This window comes from Thiospirochaeta perfilievii (assembly GCF_008329945.1).
GTDB lineage: Bacteria > Spirochaetota > Spirochaetia > DSM-2461 > DSM-2461 > Thiospirochaeta > Thiospirochaeta perfilievii.
Genome location: NZ_CP035807.1, coordinates 2,628,837 through 2,650,705 on the forward strand (window position 1 = coordinate 2,628,837; position 21,869 = coordinate 2,650,705).

23 protein-coding genes are annotated in these 21,869 nt (G+C 32.3%); 15 read left to right on the top strand and 8 right to left on the bottom strand.

The annotated features are described in order from the left end of the window. Nucleotides 1–11 precede the first annotated feature (11 nt). From EW093_RS12105 to EW093_RS12115, 3 genes are read left to right on the top strand one after another with little or no spacing between them, the layout of a single operon-like run. Nucleotides 12–767: a hypothetical protein gene (locus tag EW093_RS12105; RefSeq protein ID WP_149568662.1), complete on the top strand. Its 756-nt coding sequence runs from the start codon at nt 12–14 to the stop codon at nt 765–767. Nucleotides 768–785: 18 nt separating this feature from the next. Beyond that, nucleotides 786–1,580 (top strand): Cof-type HAD-IIB family hydrolase, encoded by a 795-nt coding sequence (locus tag EW093_RS12110; RefSeq protein ID WP_149568663.1) that lies wholly within the window; start codon nt 786–788, stop codon nt 1,578–1,580. After that, a complete protein-coding gene (locus EW093_RS12115) occupies nt 1,573–2,469 on the top strand; it encodes a DMT family transporter (protein WP_149568664.1) in 897 nt (298 codons plus the stop codon). Before EW093_RS12110 ends, EW093_RS12115 begins: the two co-directional genes overlap by 8 nt. Nucleotides 2,470–2,553: 84 nt before the next feature. Here the strand turns inward: EW093_RS12115 and eno are convergent, their stop codons facing one another. Further along, the gene (eno, locus tag EW093_RS12120) at nt 2,554–3,849 is read right to left on the bottom strand and encodes a phosphopyruvate hydratase (RefSeq protein ID WP_149568665.1); all 1,296 of its coding nucleotides are present in this window, start codon (nt 3,847–3,849) and stop codon (nt 2,554–2,556) included. 185 nt (nt 3,850–4,034) lie between these two features. Here eno and EW093_RS12125 point away from each other — a divergent pair, with 185 nt between their 5' ends. The 3 genes from EW093_RS12125 (at nt 4,035) to EW093_RS12135 (ending at nt 6,632) form a co-directional block, all read left to right on the top strand. Next, nucleotides 4,035–5,003 (top strand): aminoacyl--tRNA ligase-related protein, encoded by a 969-nt coding sequence (locus EW093_RS12125; RefSeq protein WP_149568666.1) that lies wholly within the window; start codon nt 4,035–4,037, stop codon nt 5,001–5,003. 62 nt (nt 5,004–5,065) lie between these two features. Further along, the gene (locus tag EW093_RS17850; RefSeq protein ID WP_149568667.1) at nt 5,066–5,674 is read left to right on the top strand and encodes an aminoacyl--tRNA ligase-related protein; all 609 of its coding nucleotides are present in this window, start codon (nt 5,066–5,068) and stop codon (nt 5,672–5,674) included. 61 nt (nt 5,675–5,735) lie between these two features. Then, nucleotides 5,736–6,632, top strand: coding sequence for a GNAT family N-acetyltransferase (locus EW093_RS12135; protein ID WP_149568668.1), 897 nt, complete (start codon nt 5,736–5,738; stop codon nt 6,630–6,632). Here the strand turns inward: EW093_RS12135 and EW093_RS12140 are convergent. Next, nucleotides 6,629–7,513 carry a 1-acyl-sn-glycerol-3-phosphate acyltransferase gene (locus EW093_RS12140; protein WP_149568669.1) on the bottom strand — a complete coding sequence of 295 codons (885 nt, stop codon included), beginning with the start codon at nt 7,511–7,513 and terminating at the stop codon, nt 6,629–6,631. The two genes, EW093_RS12135 and EW093_RS12140, sit on opposite strands and share 4 nt — an antisense overlap. A gap of 254 nt (nt 7,514–7,767) precedes the next feature. Here EW093_RS12140 and vapB point away from each other — a divergent pair, with 254 nt between their 5' ends. Further along, nucleotides 7,768–7,998 carry a type II toxin-antitoxin system antitoxin VapB gene (vapB, locus tag EW093_RS12145; protein WP_149568670.1) on the top strand — a complete coding sequence of 77 codons (231 nt, stop codon included), beginning with the start codon at nt 7,768–7,770 and terminating at the stop codon, nt 7,996–7,998. After that, on the top strand, nt 7,998–8,399 hold the full coding sequence (gene vapC, locus EW093_RS12150) for a type II toxin-antitoxin system tRNA(fMet)-specific endonuclease VapC (RefSeq protein ID WP_149568671.1): 402 nt from the start codon (nt 7,998–8,000) through the stop codon (nt 8,397–8,399). The genes vapB and vapC overlap by 1 nt, the downstream gene beginning before the upstream one ends. A 52-nt stretch (nt 8,400–8,451) precedes the next feature. Here the strand turns inward: vapC and EW093_RS12155 are convergent, their stop codons facing one another. Together EW093_RS12155 and EW093_RS12160 are read right to left on the bottom strand one after the other, a co-directional pair. After that, complete coding sequence (locus EW093_RS12155) at nt 8,452–9,093, bottom strand: HAD family hydrolase (protein WP_149568672.1); 642 nt, start codon at nt 9,091–9,093, stop codon at nt 8,452–8,454. Nucleotides 9,094–9,101: 8 nt separating this feature from the next. Then, on the bottom strand, nt 9,102–9,812 hold the full coding sequence (locus EW093_RS12160; RefSeq protein WP_149568673.1) for a hypothetical protein: 711 nt from the start codon (nt 9,810–9,812) through the stop codon (nt 9,102–9,104). A gap of 91 nt (nt 9,813–9,903) precedes the next feature. Between EW093_RS12160 and flcA the strand changes: the two genes are divergently transcribed. Continuing rightward, entirely contained in the window at nt 9,904–12,921 is a 3,018-nt protein-coding gene (flcA, locus tag EW093_RS12165; protein ID WP_149568674.1) for a periplasmic flagellar collar protein FlcA, read from the top strand. Here flcA and EW093_RS12170 read toward each other — a convergent pair. After that, entirely contained in the window at nt 12,913–13,998 is a 1,086-nt protein-coding gene (locus tag EW093_RS12170) for an aminotransferase class IV (RefSeq protein ID WP_149568675.1), read from the bottom strand. The genes flcA and EW093_RS12170 overlap by 9 nt on opposite strands. A 306-nt stretch (nt 13,999–14,304) precedes the next feature. Between EW093_RS12170 and EW093_RS12175 the strand changes: the two genes are divergently transcribed. The 5 genes from EW093_RS12175 to EW093_RS12195 all read left to right on the top strand — a co-directional run bounded on the left by EW093_RS12175 (nt 14,305) and on the right by EW093_RS12195 (nt 18,501). Further along, entirely contained in the window at nt 14,305–15,714 is a 1,410-nt protein-coding gene (locus EW093_RS12175; RefSeq protein ID WP_149568676.1) for a hypothetical protein, read from the top strand. A 195-nt stretch (nt 15,715–15,909) separates the two neighbouring features. After that, on the top strand, nt 15,910–16,155 hold the full coding sequence (locus EW093_RS12180) for a hypothetical protein (protein ID WP_149568677.1): 246 nt from the start codon (nt 15,910–15,912) through the stop codon (nt 16,153–16,155). Further along, nucleotides 16,152–16,466, top strand: a complete 315-nt coding sequence (locus EW093_RS12185; protein ID WP_149568678.1) for a type II toxin-antitoxin system RelE/ParE family toxin — start codon at nt 16,152–16,154, stop codon at nt 16,464–16,466. The genes EW093_RS12180 and EW093_RS12185 overlap by 4 nt, the downstream gene beginning before the upstream one ends. A gap of 214 nt (nt 16,467–16,680) precedes the next feature. Then, nucleotides 16,681–17,067, top strand: coding sequence for a single-stranded DNA-binding protein (locus EW093_RS12190; protein ID WP_149568679.1), 387 nt, complete (start codon nt 16,681–16,683; stop codon nt 17,065–17,067). Between the two features lie 222 nt (nt 17,068–17,289). Continuing rightward, nucleotides 17,290–18,501 carry an ATP-binding protein gene (locus EW093_RS12195; protein WP_149568680.1) on the top strand — a complete coding sequence of 404 codons (1,212 nt, stop codon included), beginning with the start codon at nt 17,290–17,292 and terminating at the stop codon, nt 18,499–18,501. A 16-nt stretch (nt 18,502–18,517) separates the two neighbouring features. Here the strand turns inward: EW093_RS12195 and EW093_RS12200 are convergent, their stop codons facing one another. Continuing rightward, on the bottom strand, nt 18,518–19,006 hold the full coding sequence (locus EW093_RS12200) for a GNAT family N-acetyltransferase (RefSeq protein WP_149568681.1): 489 nt from the start codon (nt 19,004–19,006) through the stop codon (nt 18,518–18,520). Beyond that, complete coding sequence (locus EW093_RS12205; protein ID WP_149568682.1) at nt 18,984–19,940, bottom strand: ATP-grasp domain-containing protein; 957 nt, start codon at nt 19,938–19,940, stop codon at nt 18,984–18,986. Before EW093_RS12205 ends, EW093_RS12200 begins: the two co-directional genes overlap by 23 nt. A gap of 94 nt (nt 19,941–20,034) precedes the next feature. Between EW093_RS12205 and EW093_RS12210 the strand changes: the two genes are divergently transcribed. After that, entirely contained in the window at nt 20,035–20,802 is a 768-nt protein-coding gene (locus EW093_RS12210; RefSeq protein ID WP_149568683.1) for a hypothetical protein, read from the top strand. Here the strand turns inward: EW093_RS12210 and EW093_RS12215 are convergent. After that, complete coding sequence (locus EW093_RS12215) at nt 20,799–21,797, bottom strand: lipoprotein TP_1001-related protein (protein ID WP_149568684.1); 999 nt, start codon at nt 21,795–21,797, stop codon at nt 20,799–20,801. The genes EW093_RS12210 and EW093_RS12215 overlap by 4 nt on opposite strands. Between the last annotated feature and the right edge of the window lie 72 nt (nt 21,798–21,869).

Genomic DNA, 21,869 nt, shown 5'->3' on the forward strand with positions numbered 1-21,869 from the left:
GACAGTTATTTATGATTTCAGCAATAGGGAAAAAAATATTTTTTATTAATCCACCAGACTCATTAAAAAATTGTTATCTAGATACAATTTTTAAAAAAGAATTTGAGATTTATCTACTTCACTCTGTAGATAATATGGAGAGATTATTAGAAATATTTAAAGATGTAATAGTATTTATAAATATTGATGAAGTATTAGATCGGAACCAGTGGCTGGATTACATCTCAGCCTTAAAAAAAAATCACAGGCATGTAATAGTAGGGGTTTTTACAAAAAATCCAAGCTCATCACTGCAAAAATCTTATCTAATGGATATTGGAATCCTAGGAGGTTTTATTCACCTACAGGAGGATAACTGGAAAACTATAAATCTTATTCTAAAAGTATTAGAGGCCAATGAGGCAAGGGGACGAAGAAAGACCGTTCGTCTTGACTTTAACAGTAATGATGCTAGATCAAACCTAGGTGTTAAGGTTTACACTCAGTCTGGGCTCCTATTAGTAGGCTTTATCCAAAGTGTTAGTAGTGCAGGAATACTTATCTCATTAAATAAAAAACATATAGGGGAGAGTGATAATGTGGATTACGTAAGGTTTTCTCTTAATGACACGGAACTCTATATTAAGGGCTATTTATTAAAAAGATTTGATAATGGGAACTATTTTATATCATTTGAGGAGATAGGAGAGGAGGATAAGGAGCTGGTACAAAGCTATATTTTTGATTCTCTACAAAAAGGGTTTGAACAACTTCTAAAGAGTTTATAATTATTTTATACTCAGTCTATGAAATATAAATTAGTAGCACTAGACTTAGATGGAACTCTACTTAATGATGATAACTACATCTCTGAATATACAAAGAGTATTTTACTTAAATTAGTAAAGAAGGGTATCTATGTTGTTATTGCAACTGGTAGAAGTTACTCCTCTGTAAAACCTAAAATTCAAGATTTAAAGTTAGGGCATCCTGTAATTTGTTATAATGGGGCAATGATAAGGGATGGTCACAACGATGAAATACTCCTTGAGACAGCTGTTCCTGACACAATATCCAGAGAGATGATAAAAATATCCCGGAGGGAAAATATTCATTTTCAGGGTTTTATAAATGGAGAGTTTCACTATGAAAAGGAGTCAAAATCCTCAAGTTTTTATCAAGAGCTTAGTGGTTTAAATGGTCAAATAATTAATTTTGATAATTTAGATAGTTTAAATTTTACTAAGTGCATGTTTATTGGTCATAGGGACTCCCTTGTAACTTTAGAAAAGAGTTTAAAAACAGATTATAATGATCGTTGTTATATCGCATTTTCAAAACCAACATTTCTGGAAATTATGAATATTAAAGCATCAAAGGCTAAAGCTCTTAAAAAATTAGCTACCGATTTAAATATAGATATAGAAGATATTATTGCATTTGGTGATGGCATGAATGATGAAGATATGCTTGATTTTGTTGGGAAGGGTATAATAATGAAAAATGGTCATGAATCCTTAAAGCTCAAATTTGAGAATACTATTTATACAAATAACCAAGATGGTGTAGCAAAATATTTAGAGGGCTTACTAGATGAATAGAGATAAAACTAAAAACTATATATTAATGCTTTTTGCAATGATTTTTTGGGGAGCATCATTTGTATTTATAAAAATAATTTATAAGTATACTGGTCCTATAACAATGATTTTTTCCCGACTTGTAATAGCTTCCATTCTATTAGGCTTAATATATCTATTTAATAAAAAAAGAGAGGTTATTGATAAAAAGGACTTCCCCATATTTTTCTTAATGGGTTTTTGTGAACCATTTTTATACTTTATTGGGGAGGGCTATGGGATGAAGTACGTCTCTTCTACCCACGCTTCTGTTATTATAGCAACTATACCTATTTTCTCAATGTTAGCAGCACTGGTGATATACAAAGAGAAGGTTACAAAACTCAATATTTTTGGGGTTTTTATATCTTTTATAGGAATTGTTTTAATGATTGGTTCAAAAATCCTTAGAGAAGAGGGATCAATTTTAGGTTTTATGCTTATGTTTTTTGCTGTATTATCCGCAGTTGCAAATAGTCTGTTAATATTTAAGTTAGGAGGAAGGTACTCATCGTTAACTATTATAACTATGCAAAATCTAGTTGGTGCCCTACTTTTTTTACCTTTATTTATTGTCTTAGAAGCTAATACTATTACAATCTCTATTGTAAATCAGGAATTTATACTCTCCATACTGTTCTTAGCAATTTTCCCTTCGGTAATATCATTCCTACTATATATTAGTGTTTTAAAAAAAATTGGAGTTACTAAAACAAGCTCTTTTACTAACCTAATACCAATAATAACAGGGGTTATATCCTTTATATTTTTAGGCTCTAGGTTCTCTTTTAGGGAAGTAATGGGAATTTCAGTAGTAATAATTGGGCTCTTTATGACACAGCGGGTACAAAAGATTCCCTACGAGGGTTAGTTTGATTCTACGAAAATCCATATTATAGTTCATTATAAAATAAAAAAAGCCACCAAATGGTGGCTTTTTAAACTAAATTAAAAATTATCTTTTAATTGAGTAGAAAGCGTTCATTCCAGCATACTCTGCTTGATCGCCTAAAGTCTCTTCAATTCTAATAAGTTGGTTATATTTTGCAACTCTATCAGTTCTAGACATAGAACCAGTTTTAATTTGACCAGTTTGTAAAGCAACTACTAAGTCAGCAATTGTAACATCTTCAGTTTCACCAGATCTATGGGAAATAATTGCTGTATAACCAGCTTTTTTAGCCATTTCAACTGCTTCAAAAGTTTCAGTTAAAGAACCAATTTGGTTAACTTTAATAAGAATTGAGTTAGCAACACCTTTTTCAATACCTGTAGCTAATCTCTTAGTATTAGTTACAAATAAGTCGTCACCAACTAATTGTACTCTATCACCAATTTTATCTGTTAAAGATTTCCAACCTTCCCAGTCGTCTTCATCCATACCGTCTTCTAATGAGATAATTGGGTATTTATCAGCCCATTCAGCCCAGTAAGTTGCCATCTCTTCAGATGATAACTCTCTTCCGTCAGATTTTTTGAAAACATATTTTTTAGTCTCTTTGTTAAAGAACTCAGATGCAGCTGGGTCTAATGCAATAAATACATCTTTTCCTGCTTCATAACCTGCAGCTGTAATAGCTTCAATAATTACTTCTGGAGCCTCTTCATTTGATTTTAAGTTTGGAGCAAATCCACCCTCATCACCAACTGCAGTAGAGTAACCCTTAGCTTTTAATATTTTTGCTAAGTTGTGGAAGATCTCTGCAATCATTCTAATAGCTTCTTTGATTGATGTAGCTCCAACTGGCATTACCATAAACTCTTGGAAGTCTACAGAGTTATCAGCGTGGCTACCACCATTAATAATATTTGCCATTGGTACAGGTAACATACAAGCTTTGTAAGCACCTAAGTATTTGAATAAGTCTAACTCTAAGTGGTCAGCAGCAGCTTTTGCAACAGCCATTGAAACACCTAAAATTGCGTTTGCACCTAATTTAGATTTATTTTCAGTACCATCAAGTTCGATCATTGTTCGGTCAACTTCTACTTGCTCTAAAGCGTCTAAACCGATAACAGCATCTGCTATTGGTCCGTTTACGTTAGCTACAGCTTTTAAAACACCTTTACCTAAAAATCGTGCTTTATCTCCATCTCTTAACTCTACAGCTTCGTATATACCTGTAGATGCTCCTGAAGGAACTGCTGCTCTACCAAAAGAACCATCAGCTAATACTACGTCTACCTCAACAGTAGGGTTTCCTCTTGAATCTAAAATCTCTCTTGCTTCTACATACTCAATAGTACTCATTTATATTCTCCTAAAAATTATATTCAAAAAATTATATTTTCATAATTTTAATTAAATAAATATACTTATATAAAATATGATAAAAATAGGCGTTAAGGTCAAGTAATAAGTGGACAAATAGATAATATATTAACTATTAATAACTATTCTTGACCAGAAGTAGTAAGAAGAATTATAATCAAACTATGAAATACTCCAAGCTATTTGGGAAAAGCTATAAATTCCCAACCTCAAAGAAGAAAGATAAAGCTTGGGCTTTATTAGTACAAGGTGGCTATTTTAGAGCTTTAGGGAAAGGTTTATACTCATTTTTACCCCTTGGAATGAGGGTTTATAATAAATTAAAAAAAGTTATAAGGCTGGAGATGAATACTCTTGATGGGGAAGAGGTATTAGTACCAATTGTAAACCCCTATGATCTGTGGAAAACCAGTGGTAGGTCTGAGCTAATTGACCAAGAGATGCTTCGTTTTGAGGATAGAACAGGAAAAAATTATGTTTTATCCCCAACCCATGAAGAGGCTTTTGTTGAGCTTGTAAGAACTGCATTTAACTCGTATAAGGATTTCCCTTTCTTTTTATACCAGTTCCAAACAAAGTTTAGAGATGAGGAGAGACCAAGAGCGTCTCTATTAAGAAGTAAAGAGTTTATAATGAATGATGGGTACTCTTTTCATAAATCATATACGGATCTAAACAACTTTTTTCCCAGGGTTCATGCGGCATATAATCATATATTCTCACTTTGTAATATAGATGTTATTTCAGCCGAGTCTTCTGTTGGTTTTATGGGGGGATCAAAAGCTTATGAGTTTTTAACACCCTTTGAACAGGGGAAGGATATTGTAATATCATGTCCTAAATGTGCTTATAGTGCAAAGAAAAAGCTAGCTGTAGGTGTTAAAGAGTACTATCAGGAAGATATTGTTTTTATGACAAAGTTAGCAACTCCAGGCACTGTTACTATGGATAAATTAGCTCAGTTTTTTGATCTTCCAAAACATAAACTAGGTAAGTGTATGGTCTTTAAAAAGGAAAAGGGGTTGATAATGGCTGTTGTTAGAGCCGATTACGATGTTTCTCTACACAAATTATCAGAAATTCTTGGAGAAAATATAACAAAAAAGCAACTAGAGAAGATATTGAAGCTATAGGCCTTGTTCCTGACTATTTCTCTCCTGTTAATTTACCAGATAACATTGATATAGATATTATAATGGATGATTCAGTGGCAAATACTCCAAATATTGTTTTGGGTGGTAATGAGAGTGGACACTCATATATAAATGCTAACTTTGGTATCGATTTTGGATGTGAAAATGTTCATGATATAACAGAGGTTAAGGCCCACGATCTATGTTTCCAATGTGGTAGCCCCTTACAAGAGATTAGATGTCTTGAAGTTGGTAATATTTTTAAACTAGATGACTACTATACTAAGCGGATGAATTTAACATTTCAGGATGAAGATGGTATTAAAAGACATCCATATATGGGGTCCTATGGTATAGGTATGGGGCGTCTTATCCAGGCTGTTGTTGATAAGAATAGGGATGAGAAGGGTATTGTATGGCCCTGGTTTTTAGCTCCATTTAAGGTCTATTTAATCTCTATTGGTAAGTCAAAAATAGTAAACGATCTAACCCAAGAGGTTAGGGATCTATTAGGAAAAGTTGTTCTTTTTGATGATAGGGACGAGTCAGTTGGAGTTAAGTTTAGGGATGCTGAGTTACTTGGTATACCACTACGAATTGTTGTATCAAAAGATATATTGAAGATGGTAAAGTTGAATTTTGCACAAGAAAAAATCGTGATAAGTGGTTAGTTGATCAGGATAAAATTTTAGATGAATATAATAAAATAAAAGAGAAAGAGAGTAATATTTAATGGATGTATTTATCCTAGACAGTTCTAAACTAAATGAAATTATGTACAATATGGAGAATCAAAATAAAGAGTCTTCAATTGTTATATCAACAGGGGAGATTTTATATACAGATGATCTAAAAAATAGTGATCTATACCCCCTGCCTAAGTGGGGTCCTGTTGAGGGTTTTAGAATAATGAATGAGTTTGTATCGGATCTTAAAAATCCTATAGTTAAACAGGAGTTAAAATCTGTTTTAAATCAAGGGCATGGGGTATTTAGAAAGTTTAAAAATGTATTGAAGGATAGTCCAGAAATTGAAAGAATATGGTACTCCTTTAAAAAGGATGCAATAAAGAGTAAGGTTTTAAACTGGTACAACCAAATTAGGGAGTATGCTGGACTTGATCTATTTTCAGAGGATGATTTTGAAGAAGAACAAGATCTCCTTGACTTTGACTTTATAATTGAGAAGGGAAATATTGATGAGTTTGACTTTGTCTCTAAGTGCGATAAAAAAGGTTTTTATGAACTCTATTCCAACTACCCTGAAGATGTTATCCAGGATATGTATAACAGAAAACGTGATGATATGTTAAATAGCTCAATGTTTGATAGCGATTTTCTCTTTATTGCAAAAAATCCAGCAGGGGAGAGTGTTGGTATTGTTTGGGCTGCAAGTTATATACTAGGAGATTCCTATCAAGGAATGGATCTACTCCAACTATATGTTACTCCTGAGTATAGGGGGCTAGGTATTGGTAAACTACTTTTAAATAAAATATTAGATGAGTATAAATCAGGTGAGTTTAAGGATTTAATAGTAAATTGCCAGGGTAAGAAGTCCTGGCTAATTACCTACTTAGAACTGGAAGGGTATAATTTGGCCTCCCAGGAACTAAGTTTTAGGATCTAATTAAGTAGAGACTCTTTCTCTTTTAATCTACTAGGTTCAACTCTATCATGTAGATCAAAAAGATGTTGCATAACCTTGGTTACTACAAACTGCTTTTGATCCTCACCCTCAGGTAAGTTTTCCAAGACCTCTTTTACATAGCTTCTACCCTTAATTGGTTTCTCTGCAGTTAAAAATATCAAATCCCTAACTGGAGAGTCCATGTCCATTTTGTCACTTTCATGGGGTGGTAGGATATTTCCATTTTTACCAACAAAACAGATATAATCAAAGGTTTTTATATAGGAGTACATCTCTCGAACACCCTTTCTAGATTCAGGAGCCCAAGGACGAACTCTAGTTCCCGCAGGGAATACTAAAATAACTTTCCCACTATTTTTACACTTTGTTAGAGCCTTCATAGCCGCTAGGTTTATAGGACCACTAATCTTTCTTAGTTCAGCCTGTTTCTCAGAATCCTTTTCACTCTCTATGGATTTACTAGGGTATATTATAATTTTATTATACGCGTTACTAAATGCTGAAACCCTTGGATCCGTTTCAGTTAATTTCATCCCAGCTATTGGGTACATATCCTCAGGATCTGCATCTAACTGTTCATCAATCATTTTATAAAGAAGGGGGTAGTCAAAGTTACTATAGTGTTCCATTAATATTAAACAAGATTTCCCCTCTTTTGAGAGTTTAAACAGTTCTTCAATGTTCTCTTTCCCTTGAATTCTACTCCCTTCTAAAAGTAGTTGATCCATTATTCCTGATATTATTTTCCTATTCTTTTCATTTCCTGTTTGCAAAACATTATCAGGTCTAAATCCATTATCTCCTGTATCGTTTTTTACAAGTATTTCGACAATATCGCCGTTTTGATCCATAATTGACATATATATTCTATCCTATCTGATTCGCTGTAAAAATCTATTTAATTCTTTATTATATAACAAGTTATATAAAACTTAGCAATAATATTGTAATATGAAACTACGATAAAATCAATATAAACTGTTTACAGTATTGTTATATTCGAATGAGCTGGAAGAGCTGGAAGTGGAATATTTAAACAGAAAGAGTTAAGATTGAATGGATGAAAATTGACGTAATATATATCTTGGTATATATTTAAGTTAAGGAGAAAAACATGCAAACAGCGAAATTATTTGCCAATGGAAGAAGTCAAGCAGTAAGACTCCCTAAAGAATATCAGTTTCAGGGAGAAGATGTATTTATACAAAAACATGGGGATGCAGTTATTTTAATGCCACATGATAAGGCATGGGAAACTTTCATACATGGTTTAAACTCTTTTACTGATGATTTTATGGAAGATGGAAGAGAGCAGGGGCAGAATCAGGATAGAGAAGATTTTTAATGTACTTACTTGATACCAATATTTGTATTTATGCTATTAAAAATAAACCTAAGAGTGTTTTAAAAAAGATATCAGAAAATTTTAACAATGGGATTTATATCTCATCTCTAACTATAGCAGAGTTAGAGTTCGGTGTTTCTAATAGTCAAAATCCTGAGAATAATAGAATTTCACTCCTTGAGTTTTTAGCAATATTTACTGTTTTACCATTTAATGAAAAAGATGCCATTCCTTATGGAAAAATCAAAACATACTTAAGAAAATCTGGAAATATTATTGGTCCTATTGATATGCTTTTATCTGCTCAGGCTATTTCAAATGACTTGATTTTTATTACAAATAATACAAAGGAATTTATCCGAGTCCCTGATATTAAGCTTGAAGACTGGTCTCTTGTGTAATCATTTTAGTTGCTACGACTAATTAGAAGACGATAGATATTCTTTTTCCCTGTTATTTATTATTTTTCTTTAAATAATCGCTTAATTCTAAGATGTTTTTTAACTGATCAAAGTTCATTCTTGTTTTTTTGCTTGTCTCGTTTATAAGTAGTACATTGCCACCCATATCATGAAATGGTATTAGATAATCTTCTACATCATCTACAAATAGTATTTGATTTATAGGTAGATTTATCTCCTTTAGAATTTTCTCATATACCTCAATATATGGCTTACCTTTTAGGTTATTCATCTTTATATCTATTATTGGATTAAATAGATCTTTTATATTATAGAAATGTAAAATTCTATCAACATTCTCAATAGGACCATTCGATAGGATAGACATTGGTATATCGATATCTCTTAAAATATTGTGAATTTCCTCCTTATTAGGAAGGTAACTCTCTACATCTATAGGATGAACAAAATCTAGGTAGTGGTCAGTATCTGTTAATCCATGCTCTAACTGAAGCCACCTTAGGGTTGTACCATAGTTTTTTACAGATGTTTTTCTTAATTCATCTGCTACTTCAAAGGGCAAATTTATATGTTTAGCTGCATACTGGCTAATTCTTCTATCCATTTCATCCCCAAAGCCACAGGATTCTGGGTATATTGTCTTATCAACATCAAATATTATATGTTTTATCATTTTTCCTCTTATTCTATTGTAAAAAGAGATACCTTTTCTCCAATTCGACTTATACCTGTAAATGGATTTTCACTATCTAAAACTCTTTGCCCATTATATATAAAATAGTATCCGTATCTACCACTTGATATCTTTAAAGTTATTGAGTATTGCCCTGGTGTTATCTCTTTTAATTTGTATAAAAAGGGGTTCCAATTATTAAAATCCCCAGTAACATATACTTTTATACCCTCTTGAGCTCTTAATGTGAAAGTTACACTTTTATCACTAATAATTGGAGAAATATGCTCCTTTATATTTTTCTCCGGTATTTCAAAGGATGATAACTGGATGTAGTTCTTATCTGTTCGAATAACCTTACTTTTTTTGTCTACAATCCATATCCCATCCTCAATAAACTTGTAGTTTATAACCCTCTCTTTAGGGTACTTATATAGATAGAAATAGACTCCATTCTCATTTTTATACAGGTTGTAAATTTTACTAAAATCCTCGTTCTCAAAGGATATTCCCACATGACGAACCTTACTCTTAGAGGGCAAATAGCTAAATACAAGGGTATCCCCTACAATAAAAGGCTCTTCACTCTCCACCATTTCAGTTATTCTTATGTGCAAACTTAGGGAATTTATTATAAGTCCCTCCTGTTCTGCAGAAAATAAACTACTTATTGAGATTAAAATTATAGTTGTTAATAAAATATATTTAAGATTTTTCATAATTCTGTTATTATGATTTTCGGACTTATTATAAAAAGTATTAAGATTTTCTTTTGTTTTTTTAATAATTGGTCGAAAATGTAAATGAATTATGCCTAGTATTAATAATATAGATAAATTTGTACAACTTTTAAACTCATTAGGGGATGAACCTAGAATCCTTGAGCAACGTGGTCAAAAGATTGAACCCGCCTCAGTTCCAGATAGGTCTGCCCAGGAAGAAAATCCTTTTTTAGTTAACATTGAAGAGGATGATGATGGAGAAATGCCTGATCTATCAGGGGATTTAGAATCCTTTGATGATGATGATGATTTTTTATTAGATGATGATTCTGAAATTGATGCAGTCCCAGACTTAGAAGAGAACGAAGACTTTACCTTTGATGAGCTAGATAATTTTGAAGAGATTACAAATATTGATGATATTGATCCTCTTAATGAAATAGATAATATAGATGAAATAGATAATATAGATGAAATAGATGAAATAGATAATATAGATGAAATCGATAACCTAGATGAAATCGATAACCTAGATGAAATCGATAACCTAGATGAAATCGATAACCTAGATGAAATAGATACCCTAGATGAAATAGATACCCTAGATGAAATCGATAACCTAGATGAAATCGATAACCTAGATGAAATCGATACCCTAGATGAAATAGATAATATAGATGAAATAGATAATATAGATGAAATCGATAACCTAGATGAAATAGATAACCTAGATGAAATAGATAACCTAGATGAAATAGATAACCTAGATGAAATAGATAATATAGATGACATTGATGACCTAGAGGATATCGGCGATATAGATGACATTGAAGAGCTTAGTGAATTAACAGACGAAGACCTAGATACATCTCCAGACTCCCTAGCAGATGAAAATGAAATAAAAGATATTGATATCGATGATATCGGCTTTGATGATGACCCAAATATTGATGATTTTGAAGATGGAGATTCAGTTTTTGATCTACCATCGATTGAAGATGAAGTATTAGAAGACGATTTTGGATCCTTAGAAGATGATGATACAGATGAGTTTTCCCTAGGAGATTTTGGAGATAGTTTTAATTTTGATAAGGGTTCTGCTCCAACATCCCTCTCATTAGAAGAGTTTACTGAGAGTCCGGAAGAAGAAGAAAAGGTTGACGAGGAAGTTAAATATAGCGAAGAAGAGTTTAATAGTTTAAAGAAAACATTAGGTTCTTTACCCCTTAACCTAAAATTAGTCATAGAAGAAGAGATCGCTGAAAATGGTCTTTTTGGTGCAAAGCTCAATGGCTTAGTTGATCTTTTAATAGACGATGCTCCTTTAAAGGATATTGTAAAGTATGTAAATAAGAGACTAGGACACAATATAAAGGTCTCTTCATCATTTACAAAATTAACAGCCTTAGATTTTGAGAAGAAGAAGGAAAAATTCTCATATATCTTTATTAATATCGTCTTCCCTAAGCTAAAGTGGATCTTCCCCCTAACTATAGCTCTATCTCTAATTTATATTGCTGGATATTTCTGGGGGTATAAGATAATTAAAAGTGAGTCTATATATAAGGAAGGTCACGAACTTATATTAATTGATAAATATGAAGAAGCCTACGATAAATTCTTAGAAGCTTTTGATACCCATAGAAAAAAGAAGTGGTACTACATATATGCAGATACATATTATGATAGAAAGGCGTATAACTATGCAGAGGATATATATATTCAGATGATGAATGAAGATTCTAAGGATCTTCACGCAATTTTATCCTATGCAAAAATGAAGGGTTTTGACCAGGGGGATTACTCTAAAGCAACCTATTTTTTAGTTAACAATGTTGATCATGGAATTAGAGAGTATGAGATTATGACAACTCTAGGGGACCTATATATGGCCTGGGCGAAAATAGATCCACAGCACTATGAAGATGCTAGGCTATGGTATGCAGAGACTATGTTAGATTATGGTCCAAAGCCTGATATACTTTTTAAATATCTTAACTACTTTATTCAGACAGATAAACTACAGGAAGTAAAAAATTATAGGCGGATGTTTGAAATTAGTAAGGATGTTAAGGTAGATGGGGATACCTATGCTAGAATGGCTGGATACTTTATGGATAAGGGGATTGTAGAAAACGTTAGAGAGACTCTATTTAGGGGAATTGGAGATAATCCAAGGAATCCTAATCTTCATTACCAACTCTCAAGATACTTTCAAACTATTGGTAACGATAGGGAAGTAGAGAAGGCGGCAAGAAATGCAATTTTTTATTATGAGTTTGGTGGGAACTTAACAGCCGAGGAGTTAACATCCCTTGTAGATTCTAAAAGAATCCTTGGGGAGCTATATTCAAAGGAGAAGAGATACCTTGTAGCTGAGAAAAACTTTAAAGAGGCTGTCTCATTATATGAGAACTTAAGGGATAGAAACTTTATTTTAAAAGATGAAAAGTATGGACAGATTTACTCAGATTATGGTGATATCTTCTACTATGCAGGTAATAGTTATTCAACTGCATATAATCTGTTTAATAAGGCGGAGGAGAATGAGTACCATACTTCAGAACTCTCCTATAAAAAAGGTTTTATTAATTACCAAGATAACAATATGAAGGATGCTTTATTAGAATTCCATAACTCAGAGGATGTTCGGGAGAATAATCAGGCTGTAATGTTTGCAAAGGCAAATACACTCTCCCATAGGGGAAGTTATAATGCTGCTTTAACATATTATAATATGCTTTTAAGATATCTCCAAAAAATTGAAGAGGAGGAGGAGACTCTCTATCCAGCAGAGAATGAGTCTCATTTGGCAATTATTGAAAACTATATACGGCTTTATAACAATATTGGTGTTACTCTATACAAATTAAAAGGGGAGAAATCACTACCTGAAGTAGGTATGTCATTTACAAAATCAACTGAGTATTATGACTATTTAACAAGGGACCCTGAACTTCTAATTCGATCAGGCTTAAGGGATTTAGCTTTTTACAATACCAAGGCGATCTTATATCCAGATAAAGATATTGAATTACAGTTATATAATCCTATATCTAAGGATTTCTCAGACCTTAACCTTGGTATAGTATCAACTTTAGAATGATTTCATCCAACCAAACTTATCTTCTAAAACTCCATACTGTATACCTTTTAAGGTTTTCTGAAGTTTAAGAGTTAACTCTCCAATATTACCATCACCAAAAACAGTCTCTTTACCTTTATATGTAAATGATTCTAGATACGTAACACCAGCTGCAGTTCCTGTAACAAATGTCTCCGTTGCATCGGATAATACTTCATCTATGGATATCTTTCTCTCTTCTACATTTATACCCATATCTTTGGCTAACTCAATTACAGATTTTCTAGTAATACCTGGTAGTATAGTATCTCCTAACTCAGGTGTTACAAGGGTTCCATTTTTAAGTACAAAAAAGATGTTACAACTAGAACCCTCTTCAATATATTTCTGTTCTGCGGCATCTAGGAAAATTGCTTCCATAAAACCGTCTTTTTCAGCTCTTTTTTTAACAAGGGTAGGGATTACATAGTTAGAATCACATTTTATCCAACCTGTTCCGCCCTTTGTAGCCCTTACTTTATCGGTTACTAGGGCTCTACTTCTCATACCCTCTTTAAAATATCCACTTACATTAGTTGATACACAAACTACCCATGGAGCTACTGATATTCCTAAACCGATACCTGGTTCCGCATAGGAGAAGGGTCTTATATAGACAGCATCTGCAGTTAAAAAGTTATTATCTTCCCATTCACTTTTATATGTAGGAAGAAAGCCTAGTTCACTATTCCTTTTAACACCTTCAATAATTGCAAGCTCTAACATTTTTGGATCTATTGCTGGCATTAATAATCCGGCCATAGAGTTGGACATTCTTTTTGCATTCTCATCTGGTCTAAAAACTTTTAAAGAACCATCTTTTTGTGGGTAAGCTTTTGCTCCCTCAAAACATCCCATTCCATACTGTGTTGTAAAATTTACCAGGGGTAGTTCTGGGATATTATTTCTCTTAGTAAGGAGTTCTTCTCTCTCTATAGCAGAAAGTTTGCTTTCTTCCTGGGATGTTAAATGTTCCTGTTCAATAAATTTCTCTGTCCAGCTGTCATCTTTAAATTTTGCTGTATAAACCCATGGGTGCATACTTAATGTAAATGCCATAGTAACTCCTTAAATTTATATTAAATCTTAATTAATACTAATAAATCCTATATTTATTGGTAAATTTAGTCAAATAATAGGCAAAAAAAAGTAACATTTTCCCTTTAAGTTGACGTTATATAAGAAAGTGTAATTATTAGGCTTGTGTTAAATGCACTTAAAACTTAAATGTGAAAAAAAAATCATTAAGTTTTTTGTTGACAGCTGTCAAGCCCAATGGTAACATTGCGAATAAGTTAAAAATAAGAAGGGTTAAACATAACAGTTTGTTATGTCCTTCATACAATTAACTGGAGGAAAATAAAAATGAAAAAAGCTATTGCTCTTTTAGCTACTTTAGTAGTATTAACAAGCACAACTTTTGCTCAGCTTGCACCAACTATTACTGGTTATGCTGAAACTAAATGGGGAACAAACTTAGATTCTGAACAATCAGGTTTTGAGTTAGATTCATCTGTAACTGTAACTGTACCATTATTTGGTTCTGAAACTGTTGCTACTGAAGGTGAAGGTGCTTACGGTTTAGCAGAAATCACTGGTTCATCTTTAACTTTTACTTTAGGTTTAGGTGACATGGATGATGATGATAACTTCTTAACTGATGACTTAAACGATGCTGATTCTGTACTTAAAGGTACTGACGCTGACATCTCTGCTAAATTAGATTTTGGTAATGGTGTTTATGCAACTATAGGTTCTGCTTCTGATATTACTGCTAATAAAGTAGCATCTGATGATGATACTTATGATTTAGCACCAGATTTTGGTGGCGAAGATGGTATTTCATTAGGTTATGCTAAAGATGCTGTTGCATTTGAATTAACTGTTAAAAACGAAGATAATGGTTATGTAGTAGATAACTCAACTGATGAAGTTGATGAAACAACTACTGATGCTACTGACATTAAGAAAGAATATGGTAATGAAGATGGTAGTGATGCTATACCTGATGCAAGTTCTAACAGTACAACAGATGCTTATTATATGGGTGCTACAGCTTCATACACTGCTGATATGTTTGCTTTGTCTTTAGCTTTAGGAACTACTGCAACTGCAGGTGATGTTGCTGATGCTGACAAAAAGACTGGTGTAGCTGTAGAAGCAAAAGTTATGCCTACAGAGACATTAACTATTACTGTACCATTCGACTATTTTATGAAAGATGCTGGTACTGCAATGGAATTAAGACCTACTGTTGATGCTACATTTGGTGCATTAACTGCTGGATTAAACTTACACTACATAACATTAGCTAAAGACTTACTTGCTGCAGCTGAAGATTATACTAACATGACTTTAGGTGCAACTTTAGGTTATACTTTAGATGCTGGTGCATTAGCTGTAACATTAGGTTCTAACTTAGGTGATATGGATTCTGAAGATATGAGTCTTGATTTTGCTGCAACATGGACTGCAGATGTTTATACTGCTACTGTTGATTTAGGTAATACTATGGATATGGACAATATTGGAATCGATTTTGGATTTACTGGTGTTGAAGGTGTTACTGTAGCTGTTGAAACTGCATTATCATTAGAAGATAAAGCTCCAGCTGATGACGATTACAATGAATCATTTACATTTGATAAAATCAATGTAGATTTTGATTCAGCAATCACTGGTTTAGAAAACACTGTAATTACTGTTAACTACTCTGAATTCAACACAGGTGATGCTAAAGGTACTTTCTACGTAGGTGCTAAAATCTCTCTATAATTCTTAGTTGAATTAAAGTTTGATTATATAAACACCCCTTTTGGGGTGTTTTTTTATTTATAATTGAATTCTTATTGAGGTTACACATTGTAATAAGATTTCTACTTTTGATTTTTAAAGGTATTGTAGATAACAATAATCATATATAATTATAGATAATTTAATGAAAATAAATATTTTGATAAGGGATAAAGTATGGAAGCATTACGTTATATAGAAAGAATTGATTCTGATGTGATTACAATAAAAAATCTTAAAAGGTTTAAAGGACGTAATGTCGAAATTATAATTCTACCCTATGAATCTCAAATTTCAGATTACGATGAAGAGTGGGGAAATGAGTCAGAAGAGAGAATTGAAGCCTTTAATAATGGAAAATTTAACGCATTTGATGGAGAATCTGCTATTGCTGAATTGAAGAATAAATATTCCATAAAATGAAATATCAGATATTATCACCTGCAAAACAGGAACTTATTAATAGCATTGAATACTATAATACCAAAGTTGAAAATCTTGGTTACAAATTCCTACTTAGCTTTGAGGATACTGTAAGCAGAATCCTTTTAAATCCTGACGCATGGCAACCTCTCTCCAAAAATACAAGGAGATGTCCATTGAAGAGTTTTCCTTATGGCGTAATATATCAAATAGATGGTTCTTGTATTTACATTATTTCAATAATGAACCTCAAAAGAAAACCTGATTACTGGTATAAATTAATTAATGATAATAATTTCAACTCTCTATGAATAAATAAGAACACCATAAATGATGAAATGTTGTAATGACTTCTCAACTAAAACTGATAACGCTTGTGACTAGTTAAGTTGTTAAATCAATCTATAATTCTTAACGGAATTAAAGTTTGATTATATAAACACCCCTTTTGTGGTTTTTTTATTTATAATTGAATTCTTATACATTTCTCATCTATTTAAATAGTAAAAGTTAATAGGAGAATGTATGAATAGTTTGAATTCGATGTTATTAGAAGGTAACTTAGTAAAAGATCCAGTTGAGAAAAGAACTCCCCAGGATACCCTTGTGTGTAATTTTACAATAGCTGTAAATAGAAGTTATAAAAAAGAAGACGACTATGTAAAGGAAGTTTCTTACTTTGATATAGAAGTCTGGGCAGGGCTTGCAGAGAGTTGTCTAAAGCATCTGTGTAAGGGTAGAGGAGTTAGGGTTGTTGGTAGACTAAAACAGGACAGGTGGATAGATGAGAGTGATAACCCAAGGTCTAGAATAAAGGTTATTGCTGAGCATGTAGAGTTTAAACCAATGGTTAATGTTGCTTTAGCCAAGGATGAAGTTAAAGAAGAGAGTGACATTGAAGTCGCTGTTTAGCGTTTAATAATTATAACCCCTTTTATATCGTTTATTTATGTATAAGAGGGGTTCAAAGAAATCACTTAATACTAAGAATTATACACTCTGTTGCTATGCTGTTGTAGAAATATATACATATTTAGATTTTAAATATGAATAACGATATTTTTTACGATTATCACTCGTAAAATTATTGATATTTGATAATTTTATGGTTATTGTTAGAATAATGAGGTGCTTATGATTAAGAGATCAAGATATACAGATAAACTGGTGCAGTATAAAGATAATGATTTTGTTAAAGTTGTAACTGGTGTTAGAAGATCAGGGAAATCATCTCTACTTGTTCTGTTTAAAGAATATCTTATAGCCCAAGGGGTAGAAGAGAGCCATATTATTGAAATAAATTATGAAAAATATCTAAATGATGATTTAAAAGATGAAAAATCCATACATAACTACATAAAAGTTAAAGTAAAAGATAGTAGTAGAATTTATTTACTTATAGATGAAGTACAAGAGATTTCTAATTGGGCGAAAGTAATTAATAGTTTAAGAGTAAGTTTTAATGCTGATATATATGTTACGGGCTCAAACTCTAGAATGTTTTCTGGGGAGCATCTTACATATCTATCAGGAAGGTATATTGAGATTAAAGTTCTACCTTTATCATTTAAAGAGTTTTTAGAATTTCGATCATATAGTGAAGAAAATGCCCAGAAGCATTTTAACGAATATCTTCTAGTAGGATCTTTTCCTGCTGTTAGTTTAGCTAATGGGCAGGAACTGGTTGAGGCAATATTATCAGGATTGTTTGATTCAATATTTACTAGAGATATAATTCTTAGGGGCAAGATTAGAGATGAAGGCGCCTTTTATAAAGTAGCTAAGTTTGTTTTTGAGAATATTGGGAATAATACTTCTGCCAATGCAATTAAAAATACAATGATATCTCAAGGGCATAAAATCACATCAGATACAGTAGATAATTATCTACAGTTAATGTGCGATGCCCATATGTTATATCAGTGTGAAAGATACGATATTAGAGGAAAAGAACGTCTTAAAACAAATGGTAAATATTATGTGGTTGATACAGGTCTTAGAAACAGGCTCATAGGATATCGCAGTGGCAATTTAGGGCATGTTATTGAAAATATTGTTTATCTTCAGTTACTTCGGTTAGGTTATGAAGTAACTGTTGGAAAAAACACATCCTCCGAGGTAGATTTTATCGCTGTTAAAGGAGATAAAAGGTTATATTTTCAGGTTAGTTTAACTTGTTTAGAAGAAAAAACATATGCAAGAGAGATGAATGCACTTCTAAAAATAAATGATCAATATCCAAAGTATTTGATTACAATGGATAGTATTGATTTATCAAAAGATGGCATCATACATATAAATCTATATGATTTTCTTCTAGAAAATATCAACTTTGAAGTTAAATAGCATAATTGAATAATAATTATAAGTCTTTTTTCATATAGTTAGTAAAGTGTAACTCTCTAATATTAGGTATGTCATAAAATCCCCTACTAGTGTGGAAGTTTAGGGTATTTTTAAATCTTAGACTCTCTATGTATAACTCTCTAATTCCCATATCCCTTAAAGCTTCTTCTCTTAAATCACAAATCTTTTTACCAATTCCCTGTCCTTTAAAATCAGGATCAACATTAAGATATTTAGCCTCATACAAATTCTCTTTTCTAACAATCATTCCAAAACCAATAACTTTATCCTCCTGGCAAACTATTACACTTAGACCATTTCTCATAAAGTTATATATATTGTCTGCAGTTTTATTAGATATAAGGCCATTTATCTCTTTATCGCTATACTCTCCACTATTACTACTTATATAGTTTTTTCTTATAAGTTCCTCTATTTTTACAGAGGTCTTTCTATTTATTGTAACTGTTTCTGTAAGTAGGTTATTCAGAATCTTTATTTTCATGTATAACTTCCTTATGTTTAATTTGGCCTGGGAATTTACCAAGTCTAATTTTAATAAAGTGATATATCTCCTTTGCTACATTAACATTGCAAGTCTGCTCAAGACCTTCAAACCCAGGGGAGGAGTTAACTTCACAAATTCTAAAATGATCCCCATCAAATAGTAGATCGACACCTGCTATATCAAGTCCTAAAAGCCTTGATGCCTCAGTTGCTAACCACTCAATCTCTGGAGTAATTGGGTGGGATTTTACACTACCACCTGCGGAGTAATTTGCTTTAAAATCCTCATTTGCAGAAGTTCTTTCCATACATGCAATAGCTCTACCTCCAAGGGTGAATACCCTTAAATCCCTACCATAACTATCTTGCATAAACTCCTGAATTATTACGTTAACCTTTGAGTTTGTAACTTCTATTAATTGCATAAGATCTTCAAAGTTTTTTCTCTTTTCTGATAAAAAGACACCCTTTCCCTGGGAACCGGATAGAGTTTTAATAACAACAGGAAATCCAATTGTTTTCTCTACTAGGTCAGAGTCTACAGGGAATTTTACCAACATTGTTTTAGGTACTGGTATATTATTTTCTGCAAGTATCTGTTGGGTAAATAACTTATCCTTAACCATGTCTATATGGGTGGATGTATTAAAACACCTAACTCCTAGACGCTCAAGGTGCCTAATAACGGCTAATGCAAAGTAGGTTGTACCTGCTCCCATTCTTGGAAGAACAAAGTCAGGAAGGGCCGTAGGTTTCCCATCAACTAGGATACTTTTTCTATCCTCCCTTGTTACAACTAAATCAATCTGTTCTGGTTCTAATACCCGAATCTCAATATTCTCTTCTTTTGCAGCCTGTACCAATTTATTAATTTCGTACATCTCAGGTTTTATCTCTGTATCGTTAACCCTATATAAAATCCAACCAAGCATTTTAAATTCTCCATAATTGTCAAAAAGACTGATGAATAATCTACCTAAAATTTATTTCTGTCAATATGTTAAAAGCAATTCCGATAATAATAATATGTTTGGATTATTTAATCGTGGTTTATCAAAGGAAGAGATTGCAAAAACTCTAAAAAAAATACGAAAAGAGTACAATAATTACATTGTATCTTACATGAAGTCATCAAGGGCCAAGGATGAGTTCGAAAGTAGATATCTCTTTGCTGTGAAATATAAAGAGAGTATGCCTCTGTTTTTTAAGAATGAAATAGACATTCTAACAAAACTTATCGAGTTAGAAGAGGAGAAAAGAGCACAAAAAAAACGGGATTTAGAGGAAGCCCAAAAAAGACGAGATAGAAGGAAAAATGGTGATTTTGCTGATAAGATTTTAAAGGAGTTTGAAGAACGAATTAAACTATACCCAGAAGTAAACATTACCAGCGAAGCTAGTATAGAGGTAAAAAAACTCTTTGGTGCATTAAAGGTTTTTGAGGATAGGTACTGGAATAGCTTTAGTCGATATATTAAGCTAGCCTCTCCAATGGGCAGGATAGTTGACCACCTGGAGAATGATTTGTGGTTGTTAATTGGAACAGCCAATAAAAACTCTCCAGTTTTAGATAAATATATATTTTTATTAGAGAGAAAAGAGTTAGACTTAAAGGCAATATCTATAGCGGAGCAGGCGTGTATGAAGCAGGTAGCATTTCTACTTAATGATCTTTTAGAGTTATATAGAAGAAGTATAATAGAGGTTGTTCCTCCAAGTAGTGCAGTTGATGGTTATAATTATATTAGTCAAATAGTATTTAACTTTAGATTAGCAGAACTTAAAAAGGGTTAATACTCTAATAAAGAGTTTACAAAACCAAAGGATGATTGCCTGCTCTCTACAGTTATCCAATCTTCTCTACTGTTTTGGTCATTAAATCCCACCCGATTTAATGACCTTGTAGTAGTAGAGTCTCCAATATAGATTACATCATCGGGGAATAAATATTCACTCTCCCCAATCCACATATCAATATCTGAAACCTCATCGATTCTATCTAGGGTCTTTTTTAAACCAAAGTTTCTATTGTTTTTTGTATCATCATTTCGGTTTTTAGAATATATAACAACATCCAAGGGTTTACCAAATGGAGAGTCGTAAATGGATATCACACCGTTTGTTGAGGATAGTTTAAAGTTATCAATTCTTATATCTCTAACCCCTTGTATAAACTTTTTATCATGTTCAATATTTATATTATCTATCTCAATACATGGGGTAGGATAGTTATCACTTACTGTTCTAATAACAATGTACTCTCCAGCTGTAACCTCTATATCGGGAAATATAAATATAGAGTCATAGCTACTACTTGTTCCATTAAAAAGTGTTACTCCAGAAAGGTTACCACCCTCTTTAATATAGAGTTCCACCTTATTTGGATTAGTTTTAGATCCTTTTGTTATAAACTCGTTAATAATAAGGTTAGGCAGCCTGGGATTAAACCCATAAAACTTAGATATAAAGGATAGGGTATTTCTATTTTTATCCTCTATTCTAAACTCACTCAAATACTCCTTTCCTGGTATTAGATCAGAAGAGAACTCAATTGAGATTTTAGAACCTTGAGAATTAATACTCTTTATTAGTAATCCCTCCCTAGATATATATGATTCGGATATAAATGTAATATCCTCATTACTTATTATTTCAAGCTTATTAACAGTAACAGTATCAACATTATTTAAAAAAGGTGGTGTTATATCAAGTTGTTGATTTATAACTGTTTCAAAATTATCACAACCTACCAATACAACTGTTACTAAAAAAAATATAAAATTTCGCATATTAAACCTCTATATCTTTAATAGGCAAAATATTTCCGCAAATTCTCCTGTTTTTTTTGTTTTTCTTTCCGA

Excerpts from the sequence above, each read along its gene's own strand:
- EW093_RS12105 (WP_149568662.1), top strand. The coding sequence starts at position 12 with ATGATTTCAGCAATAGGGAAAAAAATATTTTTTATTAATCCACCAGAC.
- EW093_RS12110 (WP_149568663.1), top strand. The coding sequence starts at position 786 with ATGAAATATAAATTAGTAGCACTAGACTTAGATGGAACTCTACTTAAT.
- EW093_RS12115 (WP_149568664.1), top strand. The coding sequence starts at position 1,573 with ATGAATAGAGATAAAACTAAAAACTATATATTAATGCTTTTTGCAATG.
- eno (WP_149568665.1), bottom strand. The coding sequence starts at position 3,849 with ATGAGTACTATTGAGTATGTAGAAGCAAGAGAGATTTTAGATTCAAGA.
- EW093_RS12125 (WP_149568666.1), top strand. The coding sequence starts at position 4,035 with ATGAAATACTCCAAGCTATTTGGGAAAAGCTATAAATTCCCAACCTCA.
- EW093_RS17850 (WP_149568667.1), top strand. The coding sequence starts at position 5,066 with ATGGATGATTCAGTGGCAAATACTCCAAATATTGTTTTGGGTGGTAAT.
- EW093_RS12135 (WP_149568668.1), top strand. The coding sequence starts at position 5,736 with ATGGATGTATTTATCCTAGACAGTTCTAAACTAAATGAAATTATGTAC.
- EW093_RS12140 (WP_149568669.1), bottom strand. The coding sequence starts at position 7,513 with ATGTCAATTATGGATCAAAACGGCGATATTGTCGAAATACTTGTAAAA.
- vapB (WP_149568670.1), top strand. The coding sequence starts at position 7,768 with ATGCAAACAGCGAAATTATTTGCCAATGGAAGAAGTCAAGCAGTAAGA.
- vapC (WP_149568671.1), top strand. The coding sequence starts at position 7,998 with ATGTACTTACTTGATACCAATATTTGTATTTATGCTATTAAAAATAAA.
- EW093_RS12155 (WP_149568672.1), bottom strand. The coding sequence starts at position 9,093 with ATGATAAAACATATAATATTTGATGTTGATAAGACAATATACCCAGAA.
- EW093_RS12160 (WP_149568673.1), bottom strand. The coding sequence starts at position 9,812 with ATGAAAAATCTTAAATATATTTTATTAACAACTATAATTTTAATCTCA.
- flcA (WP_149568674.1), top strand. The coding sequence starts at position 9,904 with ATGCCTAGTATTAATAATATAGATAAATTTGTACAACTTTTAAACTCA.
- EW093_RS12170 (WP_149568675.1), bottom strand. The coding sequence starts at position 13,998 with ATGGCATTTACATTAAGTATGCACCCATGGGTTTATACAGCAAAATTT.
- EW093_RS12175 (WP_149568676.1), top strand. The coding sequence starts at position 14,305 with ATGAAAAAAGCTATTGCTCTTTTAGCTACTTTAGTAGTATTAACAAGC.
- EW093_RS12180 (WP_149568677.1), top strand. The coding sequence starts at position 15,910 with ATGGAAGCATTACGTTATATAGAAAGAATTGATTCTGATGTGATTACA.
- EW093_RS12185 (WP_149568678.1), top strand. The coding sequence starts at position 16,152 with ATGAAATATCAGATATTATCACCTGCAAAACAGGAACTTATTAATAGC.
- EW093_RS12190 (WP_149568679.1), top strand. The coding sequence starts at position 16,681 with ATGAATAGTTTGAATTCGATGTTATTAGAAGGTAACTTAGTAAAAGAT.
- EW093_RS12195 (WP_149568680.1), top strand. The coding sequence starts at position 17,290 with ATGATTAAGAGATCAAGATATACAGATAAACTGGTGCAGTATAAAGAT.
- EW093_RS12200 (WP_149568681.1), bottom strand. The coding sequence starts at position 19,006 with ATGAAAATAAAGATTCTGAATAACCTACTTACAGAAACAGTTACAATA.
- EW093_RS12205 (WP_149568682.1), bottom strand. The coding sequence starts at position 19,940 with ATGCTTGGTTGGATTTTATATAGGGTTAACGATACAGAGATAAAACCT.
- EW093_RS12210 (WP_149568683.1), top strand. The coding sequence starts at position 20,035 with ATGTTTGGATTATTTAATCGTGGTTTATCAAAGGAAGAGATTGCAAAA.
- EW093_RS12215 (WP_149568684.1), bottom strand. The coding sequence starts at position 21,797 with ATGCGAAATTTTATATTTTTTTTAGTAACAGTTGTATTGGTAGGTTGT.